The sequence below is a fragment of the Rhodococcus sp. 008 genome, from assembly GCF_001682295.1.
Taxonomy (GTDB): domain Bacteria; phylum Actinomycetota; class Actinomycetes; order Mycobacteriales; family Mycobacteriaceae; genus Rhodococcus_F; species Rhodococcus_F qingshengii.
Map to the genome: position 1 here is coordinate 295,360 of NZ_CP015203.1, position 19,414 is coordinate 314,773.

Annotated in this window: 15 protein-coding genes; 12 read left to right on the forward strand and 3 right to left on the reverse strand. The window is 59.9% G+C overall.

What is annotated here, in order from left to right; translation table 11 throughout:
- Positions 1-81 precede the first annotated feature (81 nt).
- Both AOT96_RS31770 and AOT96_RS31775 read right to left on the reverse strand, forming a co-directional pair.
- Positions 82-1,251 (reverse strand): acyl-CoA dehydrogenase family protein, encoded by a 1,170-nt coding sequence (locus tag AOT96_RS31770; protein WP_442978626.1) that lies wholly within the window; start codon positions 1,249-1,251, stop codon positions 82-84.
- 52 nt (positions 1,252-1,303) lie between these two features.
- Positions 1,304-1,984 (reverse strand): TetR/AcrR family transcriptional regulator, encoded by a 681-nt coding sequence (locus tag AOT96_RS31775; RefSeq protein ID WP_058227855.1) that lies wholly within the window; start codon positions 1,982-1,984, stop codon positions 1,304-1,306.
- Between the two features lie 118 nt (positions 1,985-2,102).
- Here AOT96_RS31775 and AOT96_RS31780 point away from each other — a divergent pair, with 118 nt between their 5' ends.
- The 9 genes from AOT96_RS31780 (at position 2,103) to AOT96_RS31820 (ending at position 12,716) form a co-directional block, all read left to right on the forward strand.
- Positions 2,103-2,894 (forward strand): enoyl-CoA hydratase/isomerase family protein, encoded by a 792-nt coding sequence (locus AOT96_RS31780; RefSeq protein WP_063892142.1) that lies wholly within the window; start codon positions 2,103-2,105, stop codon positions 2,892-2,894.
- The gene (locus AOT96_RS31785; RefSeq protein WP_058227857.1) at positions 2,891-3,754 is read left to right on the forward strand and encodes a cyclase family protein; all 864 of its coding nucleotides are present in this window, start codon (positions 2,891-2,893) and stop codon (positions 3,752-3,754) included. The genes AOT96_RS31780 and AOT96_RS31785 overlap by 4 nt, the downstream gene beginning before the upstream one ends.
- A gap of 26 nt (positions 3,755-3,780) precedes the next feature.
- The gene (locus AOT96_RS31790) at positions 3,781-4,788 is read left to right on the forward strand and encodes a hypothetical protein (protein ID WP_058227858.1); all 1,008 of its coding nucleotides are present in this window, start codon (positions 3,781-3,783) and stop codon (positions 4,786-4,788) included.
- Position 4,789: 1 nt separating this feature from the next.
- The gene (locus tag AOT96_RS31795; protein WP_058227859.1) at positions 4,790-5,548 is read left to right on the forward strand and encodes an enoyl-CoA hydratase/isomerase family protein; all 759 of its coding nucleotides are present in this window, start codon (positions 4,790-4,792) and stop codon (positions 5,546-5,548) included.
- Entirely contained in the window at positions 5,545-6,714 is a 1,170-nt protein-coding gene (locus AOT96_RS31800) for a CaiB/BaiF CoA transferase family protein (RefSeq protein ID WP_058227860.1), read from the forward strand. Before AOT96_RS31795 ends, AOT96_RS31800 begins: the two co-directional genes overlap by 4 nt.
- Positions 6,711-8,678 carry an acetoacetate--CoA ligase gene (locus tag AOT96_RS31805; RefSeq protein ID WP_214516667.1) on the forward strand — a complete coding sequence of 656 codons (1,968 nt, stop codon included), beginning with the start codon at positions 6,711-6,713 and terminating at the stop codon, positions 8,676-8,678. Before AOT96_RS31800 ends, AOT96_RS31805 begins: the two co-directional genes overlap by 4 nt.
- Before the next feature lie 39 nt (positions 8,679-8,717).
- The gene (locus AOT96_RS31810; protein WP_058227861.1) at positions 8,718-10,373 is read left to right on the forward strand and encodes an AMP-binding protein; all 1,656 of its coding nucleotides are present in this window, start codon (positions 8,718-8,720) and stop codon (positions 10,371-10,373) included.
- A gap of 28 nt (positions 10,374-10,401) precedes the next feature.
- Entirely contained in the window at positions 10,402-10,980 is a 579-nt protein-coding gene (locus AOT96_RS36680) for a DUF2889 domain-containing protein (protein WP_058227862.1), read from the forward strand.
- A 380-nt stretch (positions 10,981-11,360) separates the two neighbouring features.
- On the forward strand, positions 11,361-12,716 hold the full coding sequence (locus AOT96_RS31820) for an MFS transporter (protein ID WP_058227863.1): 1,356 nt from the start codon (positions 11,361-11,363) through the stop codon (positions 12,714-12,716).
- A gap of 131 nt (positions 12,717-12,847) precedes the next feature.
- Here the strand turns inward: AOT96_RS31820 and AOT96_RS31825 are convergent, their stop codons facing one another.
- Positions 12,848-14,038, reverse strand: coding sequence for an MFS transporter (locus tag AOT96_RS31825; protein ID WP_058227864.1), 1,191 nt, complete (start codon positions 14,036-14,038; stop codon positions 12,848-12,850).
- Positions 14,039-14,221: 183 nt separating this feature from the next.
- On the opposite strand from AOT96_RS31825, the gene AOT96_RS31830 reads away from it, so the two are divergent.
- The 3 genes from AOT96_RS31830 to AOT96_RS31840 all read left to right on the forward strand — a co-directional run bounded on the left by AOT96_RS31830 (position 14,222) and on the right by AOT96_RS31840 (position 18,845).
- Positions 14,222-16,009, forward strand: a complete 1,788-nt coding sequence (locus AOT96_RS31830) for a flavin-containing monooxygenase (protein WP_058227865.1) — start codon at positions 14,222-14,224, stop codon at positions 16,007-16,009.
- 244 nt (positions 16,010-16,253) lie between these two features.
- A complete protein-coding gene (locus tag AOT96_RS31835; RefSeq protein WP_058227866.1) occupies positions 16,254-17,729 on the forward strand; it encodes an aldehyde dehydrogenase in 1,476 nt (491 codons plus the stop codon).
- Between the two features lie 306 nt (positions 17,730-18,035).
- Entirely contained in the window at positions 18,036-18,845 is an 810-nt protein-coding gene (locus tag AOT96_RS31840) for a mycofactocin-coupled SDR family oxidoreductase (protein WP_065352990.1), read from the forward strand.
- Positions 18,846-19,414 lie beyond the last annotated feature (569 nt).

Consider the following 19,414-nt stretch of genomic DNA (forward strand, 5'->3'; position numbering starts at 1 on the left):
ATGGCTTCGTACACTGATCTTTAGATGTGAGCTGCAGTCAAATTGGATCGATATCCGGACGGATCGACGGAAAGCGAACGGTCAGTACGACCTCGGCAAGTGCAACTCGTGCTCTGCGATGTAGTTCATGATCTGTTCTTCACTGACCGGCGTGATCCGCAGCATGCGTGATTCCCGGAAGAAGCGCTCCACTTGGTACTCGACGGCATAGCCCATGCCGCCGTGCGTCTGGACCGCACGGTCGCAGGCGTAGAAGGCGGCGCGGCCGGCCAGGAACTTGGCAGTGTTTGCCTCGACGGCACATTGCTGTCCGTTGTCGTAGAGGCGGGCTGCCTGTTGGACCAACGCGGCCGCGCCTCGTAGCTGCATGTAGGCGTCGGCCAAGGGATGCTGAATGCCCTGGTTCTTACCGATGGGACGACCGAATACGATGCGCTCGTTCGCGTAATTCGTCGCGCGATCGAGCGCTACCTGCCCCAGGCCGACAGCTTCGGCAGCAACGAGTATGCGTTCGGGATTCAAGCCGTCGAGGATGGTGTAAAAACCTTTGCCGAGTTCGCCGACCAGGTTTTCCCTCGGAATCGGCAGGTCGTCGAACACCACCTCACAACTCGACACCGCATTCCTGCCCATCTTGGCGATCGGGTTGATCGTCACGTATTCGGGGTCCAGGTCCACAACGAAGAGGGACAGTCCATCGATCGGGCGCTTGCCTTCCTCGACCGGCGAGGTGCGTGCGAGAACGAGCGCCGCCGACGACTGCTGAGCCTTGGTCATCCAAACCTTGCGCCCACGCAATCGCCACCCGTCTTCTGTCTCGTGGGCGCGGGTCGAAATCCGCCCTGTATCGCTACCTGCATCCGGTTCGGTCACACTGAACGACACGTGAATTTCGCCGGACGCTACCCGTGGCAGGTACTTTTTCTGCAGTTCTGCAGACGCGTGCAGTACTACCGGGTGGAAACCAAACATCGACAGGTGAACTGCAGAGCACCCGTTGATTCCCGCACCACTCGCTGCAATTGTTTGCAGCGCCAATGCCGCATCCTCGATGGAGGCCCCCGCGCCGCCGTACTCCGGCTGCGCGAGCATCCCTACAACGCCGACCTCGACCATAGCTTCGAAAAATGCGTCGGGAAACTTGTGGTTCTGATCGTGGTCAGTCCAGTAGCTGTCGTCGAATTTGCGGCATACGTTGCTGATCGACTCGACGAACGCTTGTTGCTCCGGGGTCATCTCAAGCTGAAACACGGGTTACCACCTCACTGTTCACTAGGTGGTATCAACGTATTCGTTGACCGGGCTAGATGTCAACAGATTCGTTGACGAATCCGGCTCCGCTTTTCAGTCCAGAAATGATGAGATCCGAAACTCCGGTCCCGATCTCCTCGGCGTCCATCAGGCCTCCCGGGCGGAACCACTGATTCGAGTAGTTCAGCATTCCGATGATGCAGTTCGCCACCACACCGGCCGGTAAAGCCGTGCGGAACTGCCCTGTCGTCAGTCCCTCGCTGATCGTTGAGCGGACCAGACGGAAGTAGCGTCGGTTCCACTCCTCCACCGTGGTGATCCACGCCGCATCGGGAGACTTCCCCGAGAGCTTGGTTACGTCCTCCTGCATGAATACATACAGGTAGGGATAGTATTCCTCGAACGACCCCATGAGCGTTCTGATCATCTGGGACAGCTTCTCTGTTACGTCGAGGTCGGCTGCGGCAATTGCCTCCGCGGACGCAATGTTGGCGGCGACGGCCTCGGATACCACGTCGCGAAACAGCTGCTCTTTCGAGCCTACGTAGTAGTAAAGGGACGCTCGGTCGACACCGGCTTCCGCGGCGATGTCGTTGAGTTTGGTGCCACGAAATCCTTGCTCGTGAAATACCTTGCCTGCAGCACGTCGGATCATCTTGACGCGTTCTTGATACGCCGGATTGTTTTCCGCGGACGCGGCCGCAGCTGCACGCCTTCTGGCGATGTCACTCATTCGTTGCCTCCTGGTCGCGATCATGCTACCAATCTTGTTTATCAACACATATGTTGATAGTTTTCACGGAGTGAGTCATCCAGTGTTGACTGACTCGATCGAGAAGGGACACGTCGGAATGAGTGAAGTTCTGTACGACGTACGCGATGGCGCAGCTTTCGTGACTATCAATCGACCGGAGGCGCGCAACGCTCTGTCGAACCAGGTGATCGCGCAGTTGATCGAAGGTCTTCGACGGGCCAAGACGGACAACGCCGTACGAGTCGTCGTGCTCGCTGGCGCCGGCGACCGTGCGTTCTGCGCCGGCGGAGACTTGATGCAGATGGCCGAAGATGGCGGTGAACTCGAGGCCCACCTGGGCCGATCTCAGCTGGCAGCGATCTTCACCGAACTCTGGGGTCTCGGCAAGCCCACGATCGCCCGAGTGCAGGGATACGCGCTCGCAGGAGGTTGTGGTCTTGCGGCGGCCTGCGATTTCCTCGTGGCAAGCGACGATGCCGTTTTCGGTATTCCAGAGGTGAATGTCGGATTGTGGCCGTACATGATCACCGTGCCGCTTCTTCACGCACTATCCCCGAAGCAGGTCCTCCAGCTCATGCTGACGGGACGGCGATTCGGCGCCTCCGAGGCTCAGAGCATGGGACTCGCCACCACTGTGGTAGAGGCATCGAAACTCGATGAGACCGTGGCCACGCTTGTCCGTGATCTGAGCAAGGCTTCGCCGCAGGCGGTCGCTCTGGGCCGAACAGCATTCTATGCGGCGGTCAATACCGGATTGGAAGTCAAGCTGCAGATGCTCCAAGGCATGCTCACCGTCGGACTTGGAATGCCCGATGCCCGTGAGGGTCTCGCCGCGTTCTCCGAAAAACGCCCAGCACGATGGGCCCCAGCGGCAGAGGAAAACGCATGACAAGTCCAGCATGGGGCCGTTGGGGCGACGACGACGAGCGAGGTGCGCTCAACCGCATCACCGACGAGTCGGTTCGCAGAGCAGTCGCCGCCGTGACCACGGGTGAGGTCGTCTCACTTGCGGTGAAGATGAAGACCGGCGGAGGTCCGCACTTCAAGGGACGTGCTCCGCTGCAACACTTTATGACCAGACACGGCGGAGACTACGCTGCCGGACTCGAAGAGCGCGGCTTCGGATTCGCCGACGACTACGTTCTGATGTCCACCCACGGGACAACGCACATGGACGCACTCTCCCACGTCTGGAAAGACGGATTGATGTGGAACGGATACTCTGCGAATTCGGTAACTAGCCGTGGCGCTTTCAAGTTGGGCATCGAACATGTAGGCCCCATCGTCGCCCGAGCAGTGTTCGTCGACCTTGGCAACGAGTGCGCCGACGGGGAACGACCAATTCACGTCGACGAACTTCGTCGTGCAGTCGCCGACACCGGGGTGACACCCGAATCCGGTGATTCACTTCTGATTCGAACCGGATGGTTGCAACGCTGGCGCGATGGATCTGCCTCGGAAGACCACTGGTCAGGTCTTGCACCGGACTGCGCAGAGTGGATCGATGAACAGGGCTTCGTCTACGTCGGCGCGGACAACATTGCGGTGGAGTACGGACCTTGGCCCGATCCGATGGATGCAGCACCTCTGCACGTCGAGCTGATCCGCAATCGCGGAATCTATCTGGTGGAGCTGCTCGATCTCGAAGGCCTGGCCGGCCGATCACGTGATCAGTTCATGGTCACCCTCGCACCGATGCCGTTGATCGGCGGCGTCGGTAGCCCGGTGCATCCGATCGCCATCGTCTGACCCGTAAAGAGAGGAAACCCGACACCATGACGCAACACCCGGCTGAACGTCCTGCGGACGCCGATGCGGCAGGTCCGGAGGCGGTGACGGCGCTGAGCGAGGTCGACGTTGTCGTGTGCGAGGCCTGGTTGCGTGACGGCATCCAGGGATGGAACGAATTCGTTCCGACTGCAGCAAAGGTCGAACTTCTCGAAGCGGTCGCGGCAAGTGGCATTCGCGAGATCGATGTGACTTCGTTTGTTCCGACGAGCGTTGTACCCCAGTTCGCGGATGCGATAGACGTTTTAGGCGCTGTTCCCGCTGACGTGTTAACCCGCGTGCTCACTGTCAACGTCAAAGGAGCGCTTCGAGTTGTCGAGGCCCACAAACAGATACGGCGAATCGACCGTTGCGGCATCCCGTTCTCGGTCAGCGAGAAACACAACCTGGCCAACCTGCGCCGTGACCATCAAGCCCACCGACGCGAAGTCAGCGCAATGGTCGAATGCTTGCGCAACGACGGGATCGACACATTGCTCGGCGTCGCTACCGCATACGGCTGTCCCATTCAAGGCGAAGTACCTCGCGACGATGTATTCGCCGTCGTCGACTGGGCCCACAGCATCGGTATCCGCTCGATGATGTTCGGCGACACAACGGGCATGGCAGACCCTCGAACCGTACGCGAACTCTTCTCCCTCGCTGTAAAGCGTTGGCCCGACGTCGAATTCATTGCTCATTTTCACGACAACCGTGGTTGCGGAATAGCGAACACGATCGCAGCCATCGAGTCCGGGGCCCGCACGGTCGACGCCAGTCTCGGAGGTGTCGGGGGAGAACCTGCCGCGGTGGATCAAGGATTCGTCGGAGAAAGCGGAAACGTTGCCACCGAAGATCTGGTCGCTGCTCTGAAGCAGATGGGCATCTCCACCGGTATCGACACGGCATCCCTCCTGGACGCCGGCGCGATAGCCGAACGCACGCTGGGACGCCCACTGCACAGCCGAATTCAACGTGCGGGCGTCATTCCATTCACCCCGACCCGGAAGAATTGACATGGGATCCACCGATCTGAGTATTGACCGACACGTCGCCACCATCACGCTCAGTAATCCGACTCGCAAGAATGCGGTCGATGCCCCGATGCGTGAGGGTTTGACCGCAGCCTATGAACGCGTCGAAGAAGATGATGACATCCGCGTCGCCATCATCCGCGGTGAGGGCGAGACCTTCTGCGCGGGAGGAGACATTAACGGCTATCAAGCGGCCAACGCGTTTGGCCCGGACGGCGGCGGGCCACCTGCCATTCCGCGGCCGTGGCCAGCGCGGAAGCCGTACATCGCTGCGATCCAAGGTTACGCCGTCGGTGGCGGATTTGCACTCGCACTGACCTGTGACCTGCGAATCGTAGGCCGCGGATCCCACATCGGTCCATCCGGTCTCAAACGTGGCGCAGTGCAAGGCGCCGGGCAAAGTCAACGACTGCCCAGGCTGATCGGTGCCAGCAAAGCCCTCGAACTGCTGTTGCTGTCGAAGTACGTCTCCGGCGAGGAAGCTGCAGCAATGGGCCTCGCCAACGTCGTCGTCGACGACGATCAGGTGATGAACACAGCTACAGAATGGGCGCAGACCATCGCCGGGCACAGTCCCTGGGCTGTGGCGCGGACCAAGGAACTGACGTGGGCTGCGTTCGACCGTGGCCTCGACGCCGGTCTCGCCGAGGAGGCAGAGGTAGCTCTTCAGGGGTACCGCACCCCGGAGGCGCAGGCAGGCTTTGCGGCGTTCCTCGACCAACCGAACCGACGTCGATCATGACCGGCTCGCAACCTGCAACTACAGGTCCTCTCCATGGGATACGCGTCGTCCATCTGTCGTCCCTAGGACCCGGCCCCTACGCCGCTATGCTGCTTGCCGACATGGGTGCAGATGTCGTGGTGGTCGACCGCGTCCCGACCCTCGCCGGGTCGATGCCTCCCGAAGGCGATCCCCGCCGGCGCGGTCAGCGCAGTATCGCAGTCAACCTTCGCGACGAACGGGGGCACACAATCGTCACCGACCTCATTCGAGGTGCAGACGTGCTGATCGAGGGCATGCGCCCCGGCGTCGCCGAGCGCCTCGGCGTCGGGCCCGAAGACTCACATGCTCTCAACGAGCGCCTTGTCTACGCCCGCATGACCGGGTGGGGCCAAAACGGGCCGCTGGCGAAGACTGCTGGTCACGACATCAACTACGTCGCTGCAACGGGCGCACTGTACGCCATGGGTAACCCGTCCGACCCGCCACCGATACCGTTGAACTTGCTCGGAGACTACGCCGGAGGAGGCGTGTTTCTGGTACTCGGCGTCCTCGCCGCGCTACACGAACGCGACCACACCGGAATCGGAACGGTGGTGGACTCTGCAATCGTCGACGGCGTCGCTTCCCTGAACACGGCAACCCTCGGAATGGCGGCAGCCGGACTGTGGCACGACCGAGGACAGAATACGTTCGACGGCAGCCGCCCGTGGTACCGCACCTACGAAACACGCGACGGTGGCTACATGGCCGTCGGTGCAATCGAACCGCAATTCTACGACGCCATGCTGCGCACCCTCGGCCTCGATCAAGACCTGTGGCAGCGCAACGACGCCCTCGACATCGCCGCACTCACGGCCGAACTGACTGCAGTCTTCAGAAGCAAAAACCGAGACGAGTGGACAACCGCATTCTCCGGCGTCGACGCCTGCGTCAGCCCGGTTCTCACATTCGACGAAGCCATACAATCTCCCGAATCCGAGGAGCGCGGAGCGTACATCGGCATCGCGGGCGTGGTTCAGCCGGCCCCGCTGCCCAGATTCCAGAATCGGCCCGCTCCGGTGCCGCATCAACCGCCCGCTGCGGGACGCGACACTGCCACAATCTTGGAAGAGTTGGGCCGAGGCGAGGACGAGATCGAACTCCTGGAACGAGAAGGCTGTGTCATGATCGGAGGGAACCGGTGAGCGCGCACGAATCCGACTCGCAGGTGAGGGGTGAGTTGCTCTATGAGCCCACCTCGCAGGCATTCGAGAATTCACGTATGGGCCAGTTTCTGAGGCGCGCGGAGAAAGATCACGGTCTTCAGTTGGCGCACTACCGGGCCTTGTGGGAATGGTCCGTCGAACGTCCATCAGACTTCTGGACCTCGGTGATCGATTTCTTCGACCTTGACATCGACAACCGCACTGTTGTGCTCGGAGATCGTGAACCTCCTCGCGCGGAATGGATGCCCGGTTCGCGGCTCTCGTACGCCGAACATGCGCTGCGCCAAGACATCGACGGACCGGCCTTGGTCGGGATCTCGCAGACACGCCAGCGGGTCGCACTGACGATGGATGAGCTGCGCGATGCCGTGGCGCGCTGCCGCGCCGGGTTGCTCGCACTCGGCGTACGACGCGATGACCGAGTCGCAGCCTATCTACCGAACATCCCGGAAACCGTGGTCGCAATGTTGGCCACCGCCTCTCTCGGTGCCGTGTGGGCGAGTTGCCCACCGGAATTCGGCGCCAAAGCCGTGATAGATCGTTTCTCTCAGATCGAGCCGACCGTTCTCCTTGCGGTCGATGGCTATCGGTACGGCTCCAAGGCAATCGACCGTCGTCAGATCGTGGAAGCGATCCGCGCCGGCCTGCCCACACTGCAGCACACCGTGCTGCTCGACTACCTGCACGACGCTGGCTCAACCACAGGTATCACTTCCTGGGAGGCTTTGCTCAGCGAGCACGCCGATCTCGAATTCGAGCGCGTCAGTTTCGATCATCCCCTGTATGTGCTCTTCAGCTCCGGAACGACCGGCCTTCCCAAGGCCATCGTCCATGGGCACGGCGGCATTCTGCTCGAGCATGCCAAAGCCCTGGGTCTGCACAACGATGTCAGTGCCGGAGACCGGTACTTCTGGCATTCCACGACAGGGTGGATGGTGTGGAATTACGCAGTGTCCGCACTGATGCATGGAGCGTCGTTGGTGTGTTTCGACGGGGACCCTGCGTTTCCCCGGGCCGACGCGTTGTGGCAGTTGGTCGCGGACGAGCGGGTCACCTACTTCGGCACCTCGGCCGGTCACATCGGCAACTCGGCAGATGCGGAACTGACCCCTGGGCGTGATCTCGACTTGAGCGCGCTTCGAGGGGTCGGATCGACGGGTTCGCCGCTATCGGCAGCAGGCTACCGGTGGATCTACGAGGCAGTGGGCGACGATATCGTTCTGAGCTCCGTTTCGGGTGGAACCGACATCTGTTCGGCATTTGTCGGGGGTTCACCGCTCTCCCCGGTGCGCGCAGGTGAAATAGCTGCGCCCACCCTGGGCGCGAATGTGGCGGCGCTCGACAAAGACGGTCGCCGCTTGTTCGGCGAATTCGGCGAGCTTTCGATCCTCTCCCCCATGCCGTCCATGCCTGTTGCTCTCTGGGGGGATGATGGGACTCGCCTCATGGAGACGTACTTCTCGAAACATCAGGGTGTGTGGTCGCACGGCGATTGGGCATTGTTTCGCGAGGACCTTTCCTGCGTCATCACCGGACGCTCCGACGCCACTTTGAATCGAGGCGGGGTAAGACTCGGCACCTCGGACTTCTACTCGGTGCTCGACAAGTTTCCCGATGTCGAGGACTCGTTGGTCGTGCACCTCGAGGACCCTGACGCGGGTCCGGGTGAGCTCGTGCTGTTGGTTGCGCTTGCCGAGTCGGTCGACGAAGTCGAGTTCACCACGCGAGTTCGGGCCGCGCTGCGCGAAGAGATGTCGCCGAGACATGTTCCCGATCGACTCATCAGGTTGAACCATCTACCGCGCACTCTCACTGGGAAACGACTCGAGAAGCCGGTCAAGAAGATCCTTCTCGGCGCCGATCCGGACTCGGTCGTGAGCCGAGGCAGCATCACATTTCCCGACGCGCTCGATATTCTTCGCGCACAATCGCTTTCGAACTAGCGCAGCACCTCTGACACGCACTGAGATCAGGAGCACGACATGAACGGACGCTATCTCAGCGAGCTCGACACCGAGAACGTCACGATCGTCAGGATTCTCGAAGAACGAGCCTCACGGAGCGATGGAGATGTCTTCTTCAGCTGGGGCGACACCGAAACCACTGTTGGCGACTTCAACCGGCGCGTGAATACCGTTGCACGAAACCTGGCAGCGCTCGGGGTCGGTTCCGATACCCATGTATTAGTAATGATGGACACCTCGCCCGATTATCTGGCGGCGTGGTTCGCTCTCGCGAAGCTCGGCGCTGTCGAAGTGCCCGTGAACACCGCGTACCACGGGGCAATGCTGGTCCATCAGATCAAAACCGGTGAGGTGACCTTTGCGATGGTGGACGAGGGCTACGCTTCGCGCCTCGCCGATTTACCCGACGGCGAAGTCTCCATCGCAGACGTGGTGGTCCGGGGTACATCGGCGCCCTCGACGGACGGCACTCGGTGGCATGATTTTGCGGCACTGCTCGAGCCGAATGACGATTCGAATCTCGGTATCGACGTGACCTTCGACAGCGTCGCCGGCATCGTCTTCACCTCCGGTACGACCGGGCCGTCCAAAGGCGTGATCTTGACCCATCACTACCTAGCCGCATACGGCCTCATGTACGCCGAGGTCAACCAGCTGAAGCGCGACGACGTCCTCCTGAATTTCTTGCCGTTCTTTCATATGAGCGGAAAATTCCTCACCATTGCGACACTGGCGATGAATGCTCGCATGCGACTACAGCCGCGACTGAGTGTGACCACCTTCTGGGAGGAAGTCCGGCGCTACGGAGTGACAAACTTCATCGGTGTCGGCGGGGTCTGCAACATGTTGCTGGCTCAGCCGGAGAAACCGGACGACAAGAACACCAGTATCCGCACGGTGTACGCGGTGCCGGACCCCGCAGAAATTCACGAAGAGTTCGAGCGGCGGTTCGGATGCCACATGACCACGGTATTCGGATCGACCGAAGTGGGACTGCCTATCTTCCGCAGTCCATCGGAGGACTACATGCCCGGCTCATGTGGGCGTCAAAGCCCGTATTACGAGGTTCGGATCGTCGACGCTCACGACCGTGAAGTTCCGGTCGGGCAATCCGGCGAGATCGCCGTCCGCCCGAAACTGCCGTTCCTCCTCGGCGCCGGATACATCGGCATGCCGGATCAGACCGTCAAGGCGTGGCGGAATCTGTGGTTCCACTCCGGCGATCGCGGGCGAGTCGACCCTGACGGGTGGTTCTGGTTCGAGGACCGTGCCTCTGACTCACTCCGCCGGCGGGGCGAGAACATCTCGTCCTACGAGGTGGAAAACCTGCTTTGTCGACACCCCGCCGTCGCGGAAGCTGTTGCTATTCCGGGCCCGTCGAGTGTCGGAGAAGACGAAGTGTGGGTTCTGGCCAAGCTGAAGGAGGGTGAGGCACTCACTCCAGAACAACTGCTCAGGCATTGCGCCCAGGTCATGCCCTATTTCATGATCCCCCGGTACTTCGACATCGTGACCGATTTCCCGCGAACTCCCACAGCCAAGATCGAAAAGTACAAACTCCGTAAGTCAGGTCCGGGCGCCGACACATGGGACCGCGAGGCGCACGGGTGGCACCTGCGGCAACGCGCACTCGTATTCGAACCCGCCAGTTCCACAGGAGTAACTCACGCCTGAGGCGAATAACCGAAAGGGGTTGTGTGTGATGACAGACGATGGTCCGCGACGACGAAGCAGGCGGACGAAGTGTCTCGAAGTAGAGCCGGAAGGCGGAGACTCATTCACCTTCACAGCGTCATTACTGGACGAGTCGTTCCACGGCGATTATGAAGTACCCGGCGATTCCCGCATAATCCACCACTTCGGTATCTCCGGCCGTATCAACGGCAACGACCTTCACCTGACCGCCCTAGACGTGGAGGCGAAGACACACCCGTTCCCTCAGTGTCCCTTCATAATCCCCGCTTCGATGGATTTGATCGGCCATAGTCTGATGTCGGGGTGGCGTCGTCGGGTCTTGGATCGACTCGGCGGATCGGCTGGATGTACGCATGTCACCACGTTGCTCCTCGGTTTGTCGGAGGTGACTACTTTGATCTACTTCCAGCGGATGAACAGGACCGCAACCTACGGACCGGACAGTCGGGCAAGCGGTGAATGGATCGGAGCCAGTTTGGATTTTGCTCCGCAACTCGGAGGCGCGTGTCATGCATTGGCTCCCGAGGGTGCGGTGATTCGCCAGGCCGAGCGTTTCAGGAGCGGCAGGGACACGCCAGCGACGTGAACATGAATACCAATGGCAGCATAAGTCTCTGTCGCACAGCGTTTTTCAGATCCGATCCTTTAGGCTGAGAGTGCAGAGTTCCACCGCTAGGCCTGTACGAGCACATAGCCGTACAGGCCTAGCCGTCGTGCACATGCGATGTCATCTCACCCGATGCCGGCTGATCGCAATGATCAGGTCCATCGGTCCGCTTATTCAAACAAGCCTCTGTACACAGGGGTTGTCAATCAACACGCCCGTTGATACATTTGCGTGACGCAGCACACATCACTCCCAGTGGACGTATTCGGTTAACGATCGCAACTACCTGCGTCGCCGTGAATGCCGATCATCACTACACCTCCGCTTCCCGAGCGACCTTTTGGCCGAAAGAAGGAAAAATGACCGGTGCCACCTCCCCCGGAAAACAACGAATGCCGTTACGCAAGATCGTAATATCGAGCACCTTGAGTTCCGCCATCGAATGGTATGATTTCTTTATATACGGTACTGCGGCCGCATTAGTTTTCAACAAGATCTTCTTTCCCAGTGTTGACCCGCTGATGGGCACACTACTGTCCTTCGCGACCTTCGGTGTCGGCTTTCTGGCCCGCCCTCTCGGCGGTATCGTATTCGGACACTTCGGCGACCGTCTCGGGCGTAAAAGGATGCTTGTGATCGCCATCTTCATGATGGCTGCGGCGACAACCTTCATCGGACTCCTTCCGACTTATTCCTCGATCGGCGCGCTAGCCCCTATTCTGCTGGTAGCCCTTCGGCTGTTCCAGGGGATTGCAGTTGGTGGCCAATTCGGCGGAGCCGTGCTGATCGCGACCGAAAACGCTACGGAAAACCGCCGCGGCTTTTACGGGAGTCTGGCCCAACTGGGCCCACCCGTGGGGCTCATCGCATCTACCAGCATCTTCTTGCTGATTACCGAATACACGACGTCCGATCAGCTCGAGTCATGGGGGTGGCGCATTCCGTTTCTCCTGAGCATTTCGCTCGCGGGCGTGGGCTTGTACGCACACTTTCGCATCGAAGATACCACTGCCGCCGAGAAAGCCTCGAAGAGTGACGCTGCAGATTCGAAGTTCCCCATCGTGGACGTACTGCGCAGACATCCCTTCAATGTCGTGGTTGGCGCCGGAACAGTCCTGACTACCGGCGTCGGATTCTATCTATTCTCCGTATACGTTCTCTCTTACGGAAAAACACAGGGGATTTCATATAATCTCTTGTTGTCAGCCGTTATTTTGAGTGCGTGCATTCAAGTTCCTGCCATCATCTTCTTCGGCAAGTTGTCGGACAAGCTGGGACGGCCAACCGTTTTCTTGGCTGGCGTAGCCGGGCTTGCGCTATGGGCATTCCCGGTTTTCGTTTTGGTCAATATCGGAAACGCGGTTTCGATCATCATTGCCATTGTTGTCGCTCAACTGTCGGTGGCAGCTATTCAAGGGCCGCTGCCTGCGTTGATGCACGAACTTTTTCCTGCACACCTCAGATATTCCGGTGTTTCCCTCGGATATCAGATCGGCGCGACAATAGGAGGTGGACTGGCCCCGCTTGCCGCAGCAGCCCTGTACGGTCGCTTCGACTCGTTCGTCCCAATTTCGTTGTTGCTCATCGGTTCTGCCACGGTCACAGCCGTTTGCATCCTGGCGGGAAGATCGAAAATGAACCGTGGCACCACGGCGCAGTCCGCACCCCCAGTAGAGGTCGAATCCAGAAACCGGTCATCCGAACACGCGGTCTGAAGCATCACGTGATGTAGCTCAGAAATGCCCAGAACCGTTTCGGCTCTGGGCATTTTGCATGCCAAGACAACAGTCTGAGCAACGACTCTTGCGCGCCAACTACTTCGGTTCGTTCGTCGGCAACCTGACTGTCAGGTTGAAGCCCCTTCCATTCCGCGTGCCACCACTATTCCGGCGACCAGAATTGCGATACCAATGCCGATCCACCCAACAGACATTCCGAGCCACTCCGCCATCAGCGCCATAAGCACAGGACCGCATGCCGAGCCGAGCATGCCGCCCGCTTGAATCACCGCGCCTGTGGATCCGGGATTGCCGGGAGCGGAAGCCAACACCAATGCGTAGGTGAGACCTGACCAGCCCCACCCTATTCCGAATGCCAACAAGGTGCCGACAATGGTGAGAATGAGGACACCACTTGACAGAAGAAAGGCACCCACAGCTCCGGCAACCATCATCGCCGAGACCGGAAGCCAGCTCGTCAACCGATAGTGCTGTGCGAGAGCGCCGCTCACGACTCGCATCGCGATCCCGCAGGCGTTCGCCACGGCAAGTACAAGCACTGCTGCTCCGATGGATGATCCGGCTCCGACAAGAGACAAGGCTGCGAAGCCGGTCAATGCACCCGGTAAGAGGGATGCCAGCATTGTGGCTACACCGAAACGCGCAACCGCTCTTTGCGCCTGACGCCCCGTTATCTCTCCCCCGTCTACAGGTAGTCGCGAGCGGGGGACGACGAAACGGGTGCACCGAGCGAAAATCGGAACAACCGAGACGGTCACGAAAGCGGCCAGGACATAGCCGGCTCGCCACCCTCCCTTACCGCCGAGCAGGGGAACGGCGAGTGTGGCAACTATGAGCGCTGCCGGCACTGCCGACTGCTTCACACACACGGCTAGCGTGCGGTATTTCGCTGTCACCGCCGCACCCAACACTGCGTTCGTCGCGGGCATCGTCAAGGAGAAGGCTGCCCCGGCAAGCGCGCTGGCTGCGACAACCATCAAAGGCGAATAGCCCGAGAGTCCTACCACGCAATTTGCCACAGCGGTCGTTGCGCCTGCAATGACCGCCACCCTCCGTGGTCCGTAAGCATCGATGCTCGTTCCAATCGTCAGGGCGGTGAGGCTACCGAAGAAAAAGAACGCGGCGACGGCCAGCCCGATGAAGGTTGAATCGACTCGCAAATCCGACTGCAGATCGACAGCGAAAGCGCCCAGGAAGCCCACGGGCAACAGCGCACACGAATCCAGTGCGATCCCGCAGCCGAGAACCGCCCAAGGTTTGGGTCCTGTGATACCGCGAGCGTTTGGTGGTGGAGCCATGCCAACTTCCCTAGGTCTCTAGTCAACAGCTTGGTTGAAACTCTCGCATCTGAGCACTGCAAGGTAAATGCACGGCCAAGATCCTTCTTGCCTTGAAATTAATCAACACGTATGTTGACAGAGTATTGGGGGGGTCAGAGTCACCTCACCGAAAGCGCCCACACAGGACGAAAGGGATGTGTCATGACATCGACCGAACTGCTCGACGTTCAGGCCGCGGAGATCTTCAATCGATGGCTCACTCGCTGTGGCGAGTCCTTCGAAAGTGGGACAGCCGACGAGGTGGCGGCGTTGTTCGCGGAGGACGGATACTGGAAGGACATTCTGGCGTTCACCGGCGCGTACCGCACCTACTCGGGCACGGCTGAGATTTCAACAGCCTTCGGCGCCACACTCCACGATGTGCGGCCGACGCGGTTCAGGCCGGCGGAGGGGCGGACACCTGCGCGCTTCGTCCGTCGATCCGCGCGCGATCTTATCGAGGCGTACTTCGACTTCGACACTGCCATCGGTCGGGCTACAGGGTTCGTTCGGTTGTCCCCCGACGCTCAGAATCCGCGCGAGAGCAAAGTCTGGATCCTTTTGACCACGCTCCAGGAACTCGAGGGCCATGAGGAGCGAATCGGCGAGCATCGCCCCACCGGCGTCGACTACTCGCACAACTTCGCGGGAGACAACTGGCTCGACGAGCGCAGGTCCGAAGCCACATTCGAGGATCGTGATCCGGAGGTGATCGTGGTAGGAGGTGGGCAATCGGGGCTGATCATCGGCGCCCGTCTCCGCCAAATGGGTGTAGATGCGCTCATCGTGGAGAAGAACGATCGTGTCGGCGACAACTGGCGGCATCGCTACCATTCGCTGACCCTACACAACGAAGCCTGGGCAAACAGCTTGCCGTACATGCCATTCCCGCCGACCTGGCCAACATTCATCCCCAAGGACAAATTGGCCGGATGGCTCGAAGCTTACGCCGAGGCAATGGAATTGAACGTCTGGACCTCGACCGAAGTTGTGAACGCCGATTACGACGAAACGACTTCACGATGGACAGTTCAACTACGCACGGGCGTCGGCGAAATCCGTACGATGCAGGCACCTCACCTCATCGTCGCAGTCGGCGGATCCAGCAGTGTGCCCAACAAGCCCGACCTTCCCGGACTGGACAATTTCAGCGGCGAGGTCATTCACTCGAGCGAGTTCGGCAGTGGGCTCGCCCACAGGGGCAAACGCGCGATCGTGATCGGAACCGGAAACAGTGGACACGACGTCGCCCAAGACTTGTACGCCAACGGAGCAGGCGCGGTCACGATGATGCAGCGCAATCCCACCTGCGTCGTGAGCTTGGTTCCCAGTGGCACCCTCGTATATTCCCTCTATTCAGAGGGCCCCTCGGTCGACGACATCGATCTCATAACCGCAGCGATTCCCTACGAGGTGCTTCGGGAGACCTACCAATGGCTCACGAAGAAGACCTGCCGGCTCGACGCGGATCTGATCAAGAGCCTCAACGACGTCGGGTTCGAGACCGCCTACGGAGAAGACGGCACGGGATTTCACATGAAGTACCTGCGCACCGGTGGTGGCTACTACATCAATGTGGGGTGCTCGGACCTGATTGCCGACCGCAAGATCGGCCTCGTTCAATCTCGCGACATGACCGAGTTCGTTCCGGAAGGCCTACGGATGTCCGACGGCACCGTCATCGAAGCCGATCTGGTGGTCCTCGCCACCGGTTACCGCAATCTTCAACGCGGCATCAGTGCGTTGGTAGGACAGGACATCGCCGACAAAGTGGGACCCATCTGGGGATTCGACGAAAACCACATCATGCGCAACATGTGGCAACGCACCGCGCAGCCCGGGCTGTGGATCATGGGCGGCTCGCTCATCGATGCCCGGCTGTATTCCAAGTTCCTCGCACTGCAAGTAACTGCTGATCTGAACGGGATAGCACTACCCGCAGGTCGGTAGCCACACGGGACTCCTACCCTCGGGTTGTCAACGTTGACGTTGCACACTCGACGCGAGCGATTGTTCTACATCTTCAGATACCTATATGTGCGCAGCATTGGCTCGAGAAGTTTATTCAACACAAGTGTTGACAAAACGATCACTCGGCCTGAAGATCAATCCAGTGTGAAACAAGACACAACAGATCTCGGCGAGGTGGATCTCCGTTTCCGAGACTTAAGCAGCAAAATTTCTGGAGGATTCTATGAGCAACAGTGCAGAAGGTCGGCTCTTCGTAGGCGGCAAGTGGATCAAATCGCACGGTTCGGACTGGATCATCGCCACGAACCCCGCGACTGAAGAAACGACGGGCCGCGTTCAGGCCGGCGACCATGTCGACATCGACAATGCCGTCGCGGCCGCGCGCGAAGCATTCGACCGCGGCCCGTGGCCGAAAATGAGCCATCAGGAGCGTGCAACGATCATCCGCAATGCTGCCCGGTACCTACGCGACGCCACCGACGAAATCGCCACGACCATCACCTCCGAGATGGGATCGCCGATCTCGCAGTCCCTGGGAGTCCAGGTTCCCCGCGCTTATCAGATCTGGGAGTATTTCGCAGATCTCGCCGAAACGTTCCCCTGGAGTGAACGACGTCCGACCTACGACGCGGTCAACGCCGATCTCGATTTGATCATCGAGCATGAACCGATCGGAGTGGTCGCCGCAATCGTCCCTTGGAACGGACCTCAAATCGTGGCCGCCATGAAGCTGGCTCCAGCTCTGATGTCCGGGTGTACCGCTGTCCTCAAGCCTTCCGAAGAAGCGGCAATGAGCTTCGACTTCCTCGCTGAAGCGTTCAGTCGAGCGGGTCTACCTGATGGCGTGTTGAATATCGTGCCAGCTGATCGCACGGTGAGTGAATACCTCGTGTCGCACCCAGGAGTGGATAAAGTCTCGCTTACCGGCAGTACCACCGCAGGTCGTCGGGTCGCGGCGATCTGCGCGGAATCCGTCCGACGCTGCACCTTGGAATTGGGCGGCAAAGGCGCCGCTCTACTACTCGACGACATCGATCTGAGTTCGGTTCTCACCGGGCTCACCGCTCCGATGGCATTCATCAACGGCCAGGCGTGCAACGCTCCTACCCGCCTACTCGTCCCCCGCACCCGCTACGACGAAGTGGTAGACGGTTTCGTCGATGCGATCCGACAATTGCCGTTCGGTGACCCGATGGACCCGCAAACGTTCATCGGGCCGGTCGCATCACGTCGTGCACACGAGCGCGTCGGCAGTTACCTCGACCTCGGCGTCAAGGAGGGGGCAAAAGCTGCAATCGGGGGCGGTCGTCCAGCGGACAAGCCGGTCGGTTACTTCATCGAGCCGACTCTGTTCGTGAACGTGGACAATTCGATGCGGATCGCGCAAGAAGAGATCTTCGGGCCTGTCTACTGCGTCATTCCTTACGACAACGTCGAAGAGGGCGTCCGTATCGCCAACGATTCACCTTACGGTCTCGAAGCGAGCGTCTGGACGAGTGATCAGGATCGAGGCGTAGGTGTCGCACGATCCATCCGCTCCGGAACAGTAGGAGTGAACTCGCACAACATGGACATGGCCGGCCCTTTCGGCGGTTTCCGGCAGTCCGGCATCGGCAGGGAATGCGGTCCGGAGGGTATTGCAGACTACACAGAACTCAAGTGCATCATGCCGCCGATCGGCGCAGGAACCAATCACTAGTTCCCATCCGATGGAGCCGGGAAACGCCTCGATTTCGGAGCCGACCAGCCTGGTCGAACCACCAATTAAACAGAGGCGCATCATGATTGGACGCAGACCGCCAAACAGGCAGGTCCGCGCCTTCACTAAGCGCTCCTGCCCAGGCACCGGCCACGGTGCGTAAAGAGTCCACCCCCTTGACTGATCGCGTTCCAAAACCAGAACCACAGTGTCAACGTTCATGTTGACAAAGTTGTTTGCCCTTCTTCGCTCCGCAGGATCGGAGAAGCACCCCACCCCCCGCACCAAAACTCAGGAGAGCCAAAAATGACCGGAAAACTAGCAGGTAAAGTCGCATTTATCACCGGCGCAGCCCGAGGACAGGGTCGGAGCCATGCTGTCCGACTGGCCGAAGAAGGCGCGGACATCATCGCGATAGACGCATGCGTGGACTACGCAACCGTCACGACTGAGATGGCTTCAGAGGAGGATCTCGCTCAGACAGTGAAGGAAGTCGAAGCCCTGGACAGACGCATCGTATCCCGCGTCGCCGATGTTCGCGACCCTGCAGCCTTGACCGCCGCGGTCAACGAAGGTGTCGCAGAACTCGGGCGCCTCGATATTGTGTGCGCAAACGCCGGAATTTGCACGGTGCAGACCTGGGACCAGGTCACACCCGAGCTTTGGCAGGACACCCTCGATGTCAATCTCACAGGTGTCTGGAATACGGTAGTCGCCGCTATTCCCCACCTGATCACCGCGGGGTCAGGGTCGGTCATCATCACCAGCTCGACAGGCGGCATCAAGGGCCAGCCCTTCCTCACTCCGTACATCGCCGCCAAACACGGCGTCGTCGGAATTATGAAGTCACTGGCCAACGAACTCGCACAACAGAATATCCGCGTTAACACTGTGCACCCGACAGGTGTAAACACACCGCTACTGTCCGGCTTGGGTGGGATGGACGAACTCATCGGCCTCGACCCGACCACTGCCGGAATTTTCGTCAACACGCTACCAATCGAACTCGTCGAGCCCCGCGACATCAGCAACGCAGTCCTATTCCTCGCCTCCGATGAAGCTCGATATGTGACCGGACTTCAGATGACGGTCGATGCAGGGTGCACCAACCGATAGAGAATCTGAAACCCACTTTCGATCCGTCCAACAGTTTCATGCCACAGCGGACAACCACCTTACGAGTTCGCAAAGTCTCACATCGCAAAGAGTCTCATCCCGACGGCGCGCATTCAGCGAATGCGCGCCGTCTCAACGAACCAGTAACCGGAGCGGCACTCGGGCGCAGCAGCTCGGGGAACGGTCCCTTGGGTGAGCATGACATAGCAGGCAACGACCCGCTCCTGACGCTTGGCCGCCCCCGCTGCCCTTGCAATCCGTCAGCTACTGCGATCACTACCTGCAATCGTGCATCCAAACGCAGCGACTACGCCCAAGTCCCTCCTGGGTCCCCGCAACCGGCTGAACCCGCCACCCCGCAACTCGCTCAACGGACACTTGACCATACTGATGAGCGAAATATGTTACACGACAACGAGATAGAGAAAACAATCACACCAGAGGGCACCACCCACATGAACGAAGGACACTACCGAACACACTGCCGCCGATGCACGAGCATGTCTATGACGGACCGTGGATCCCGCCACAGCGACACCACCACCTCCACCTCCACCAACACCACCGGA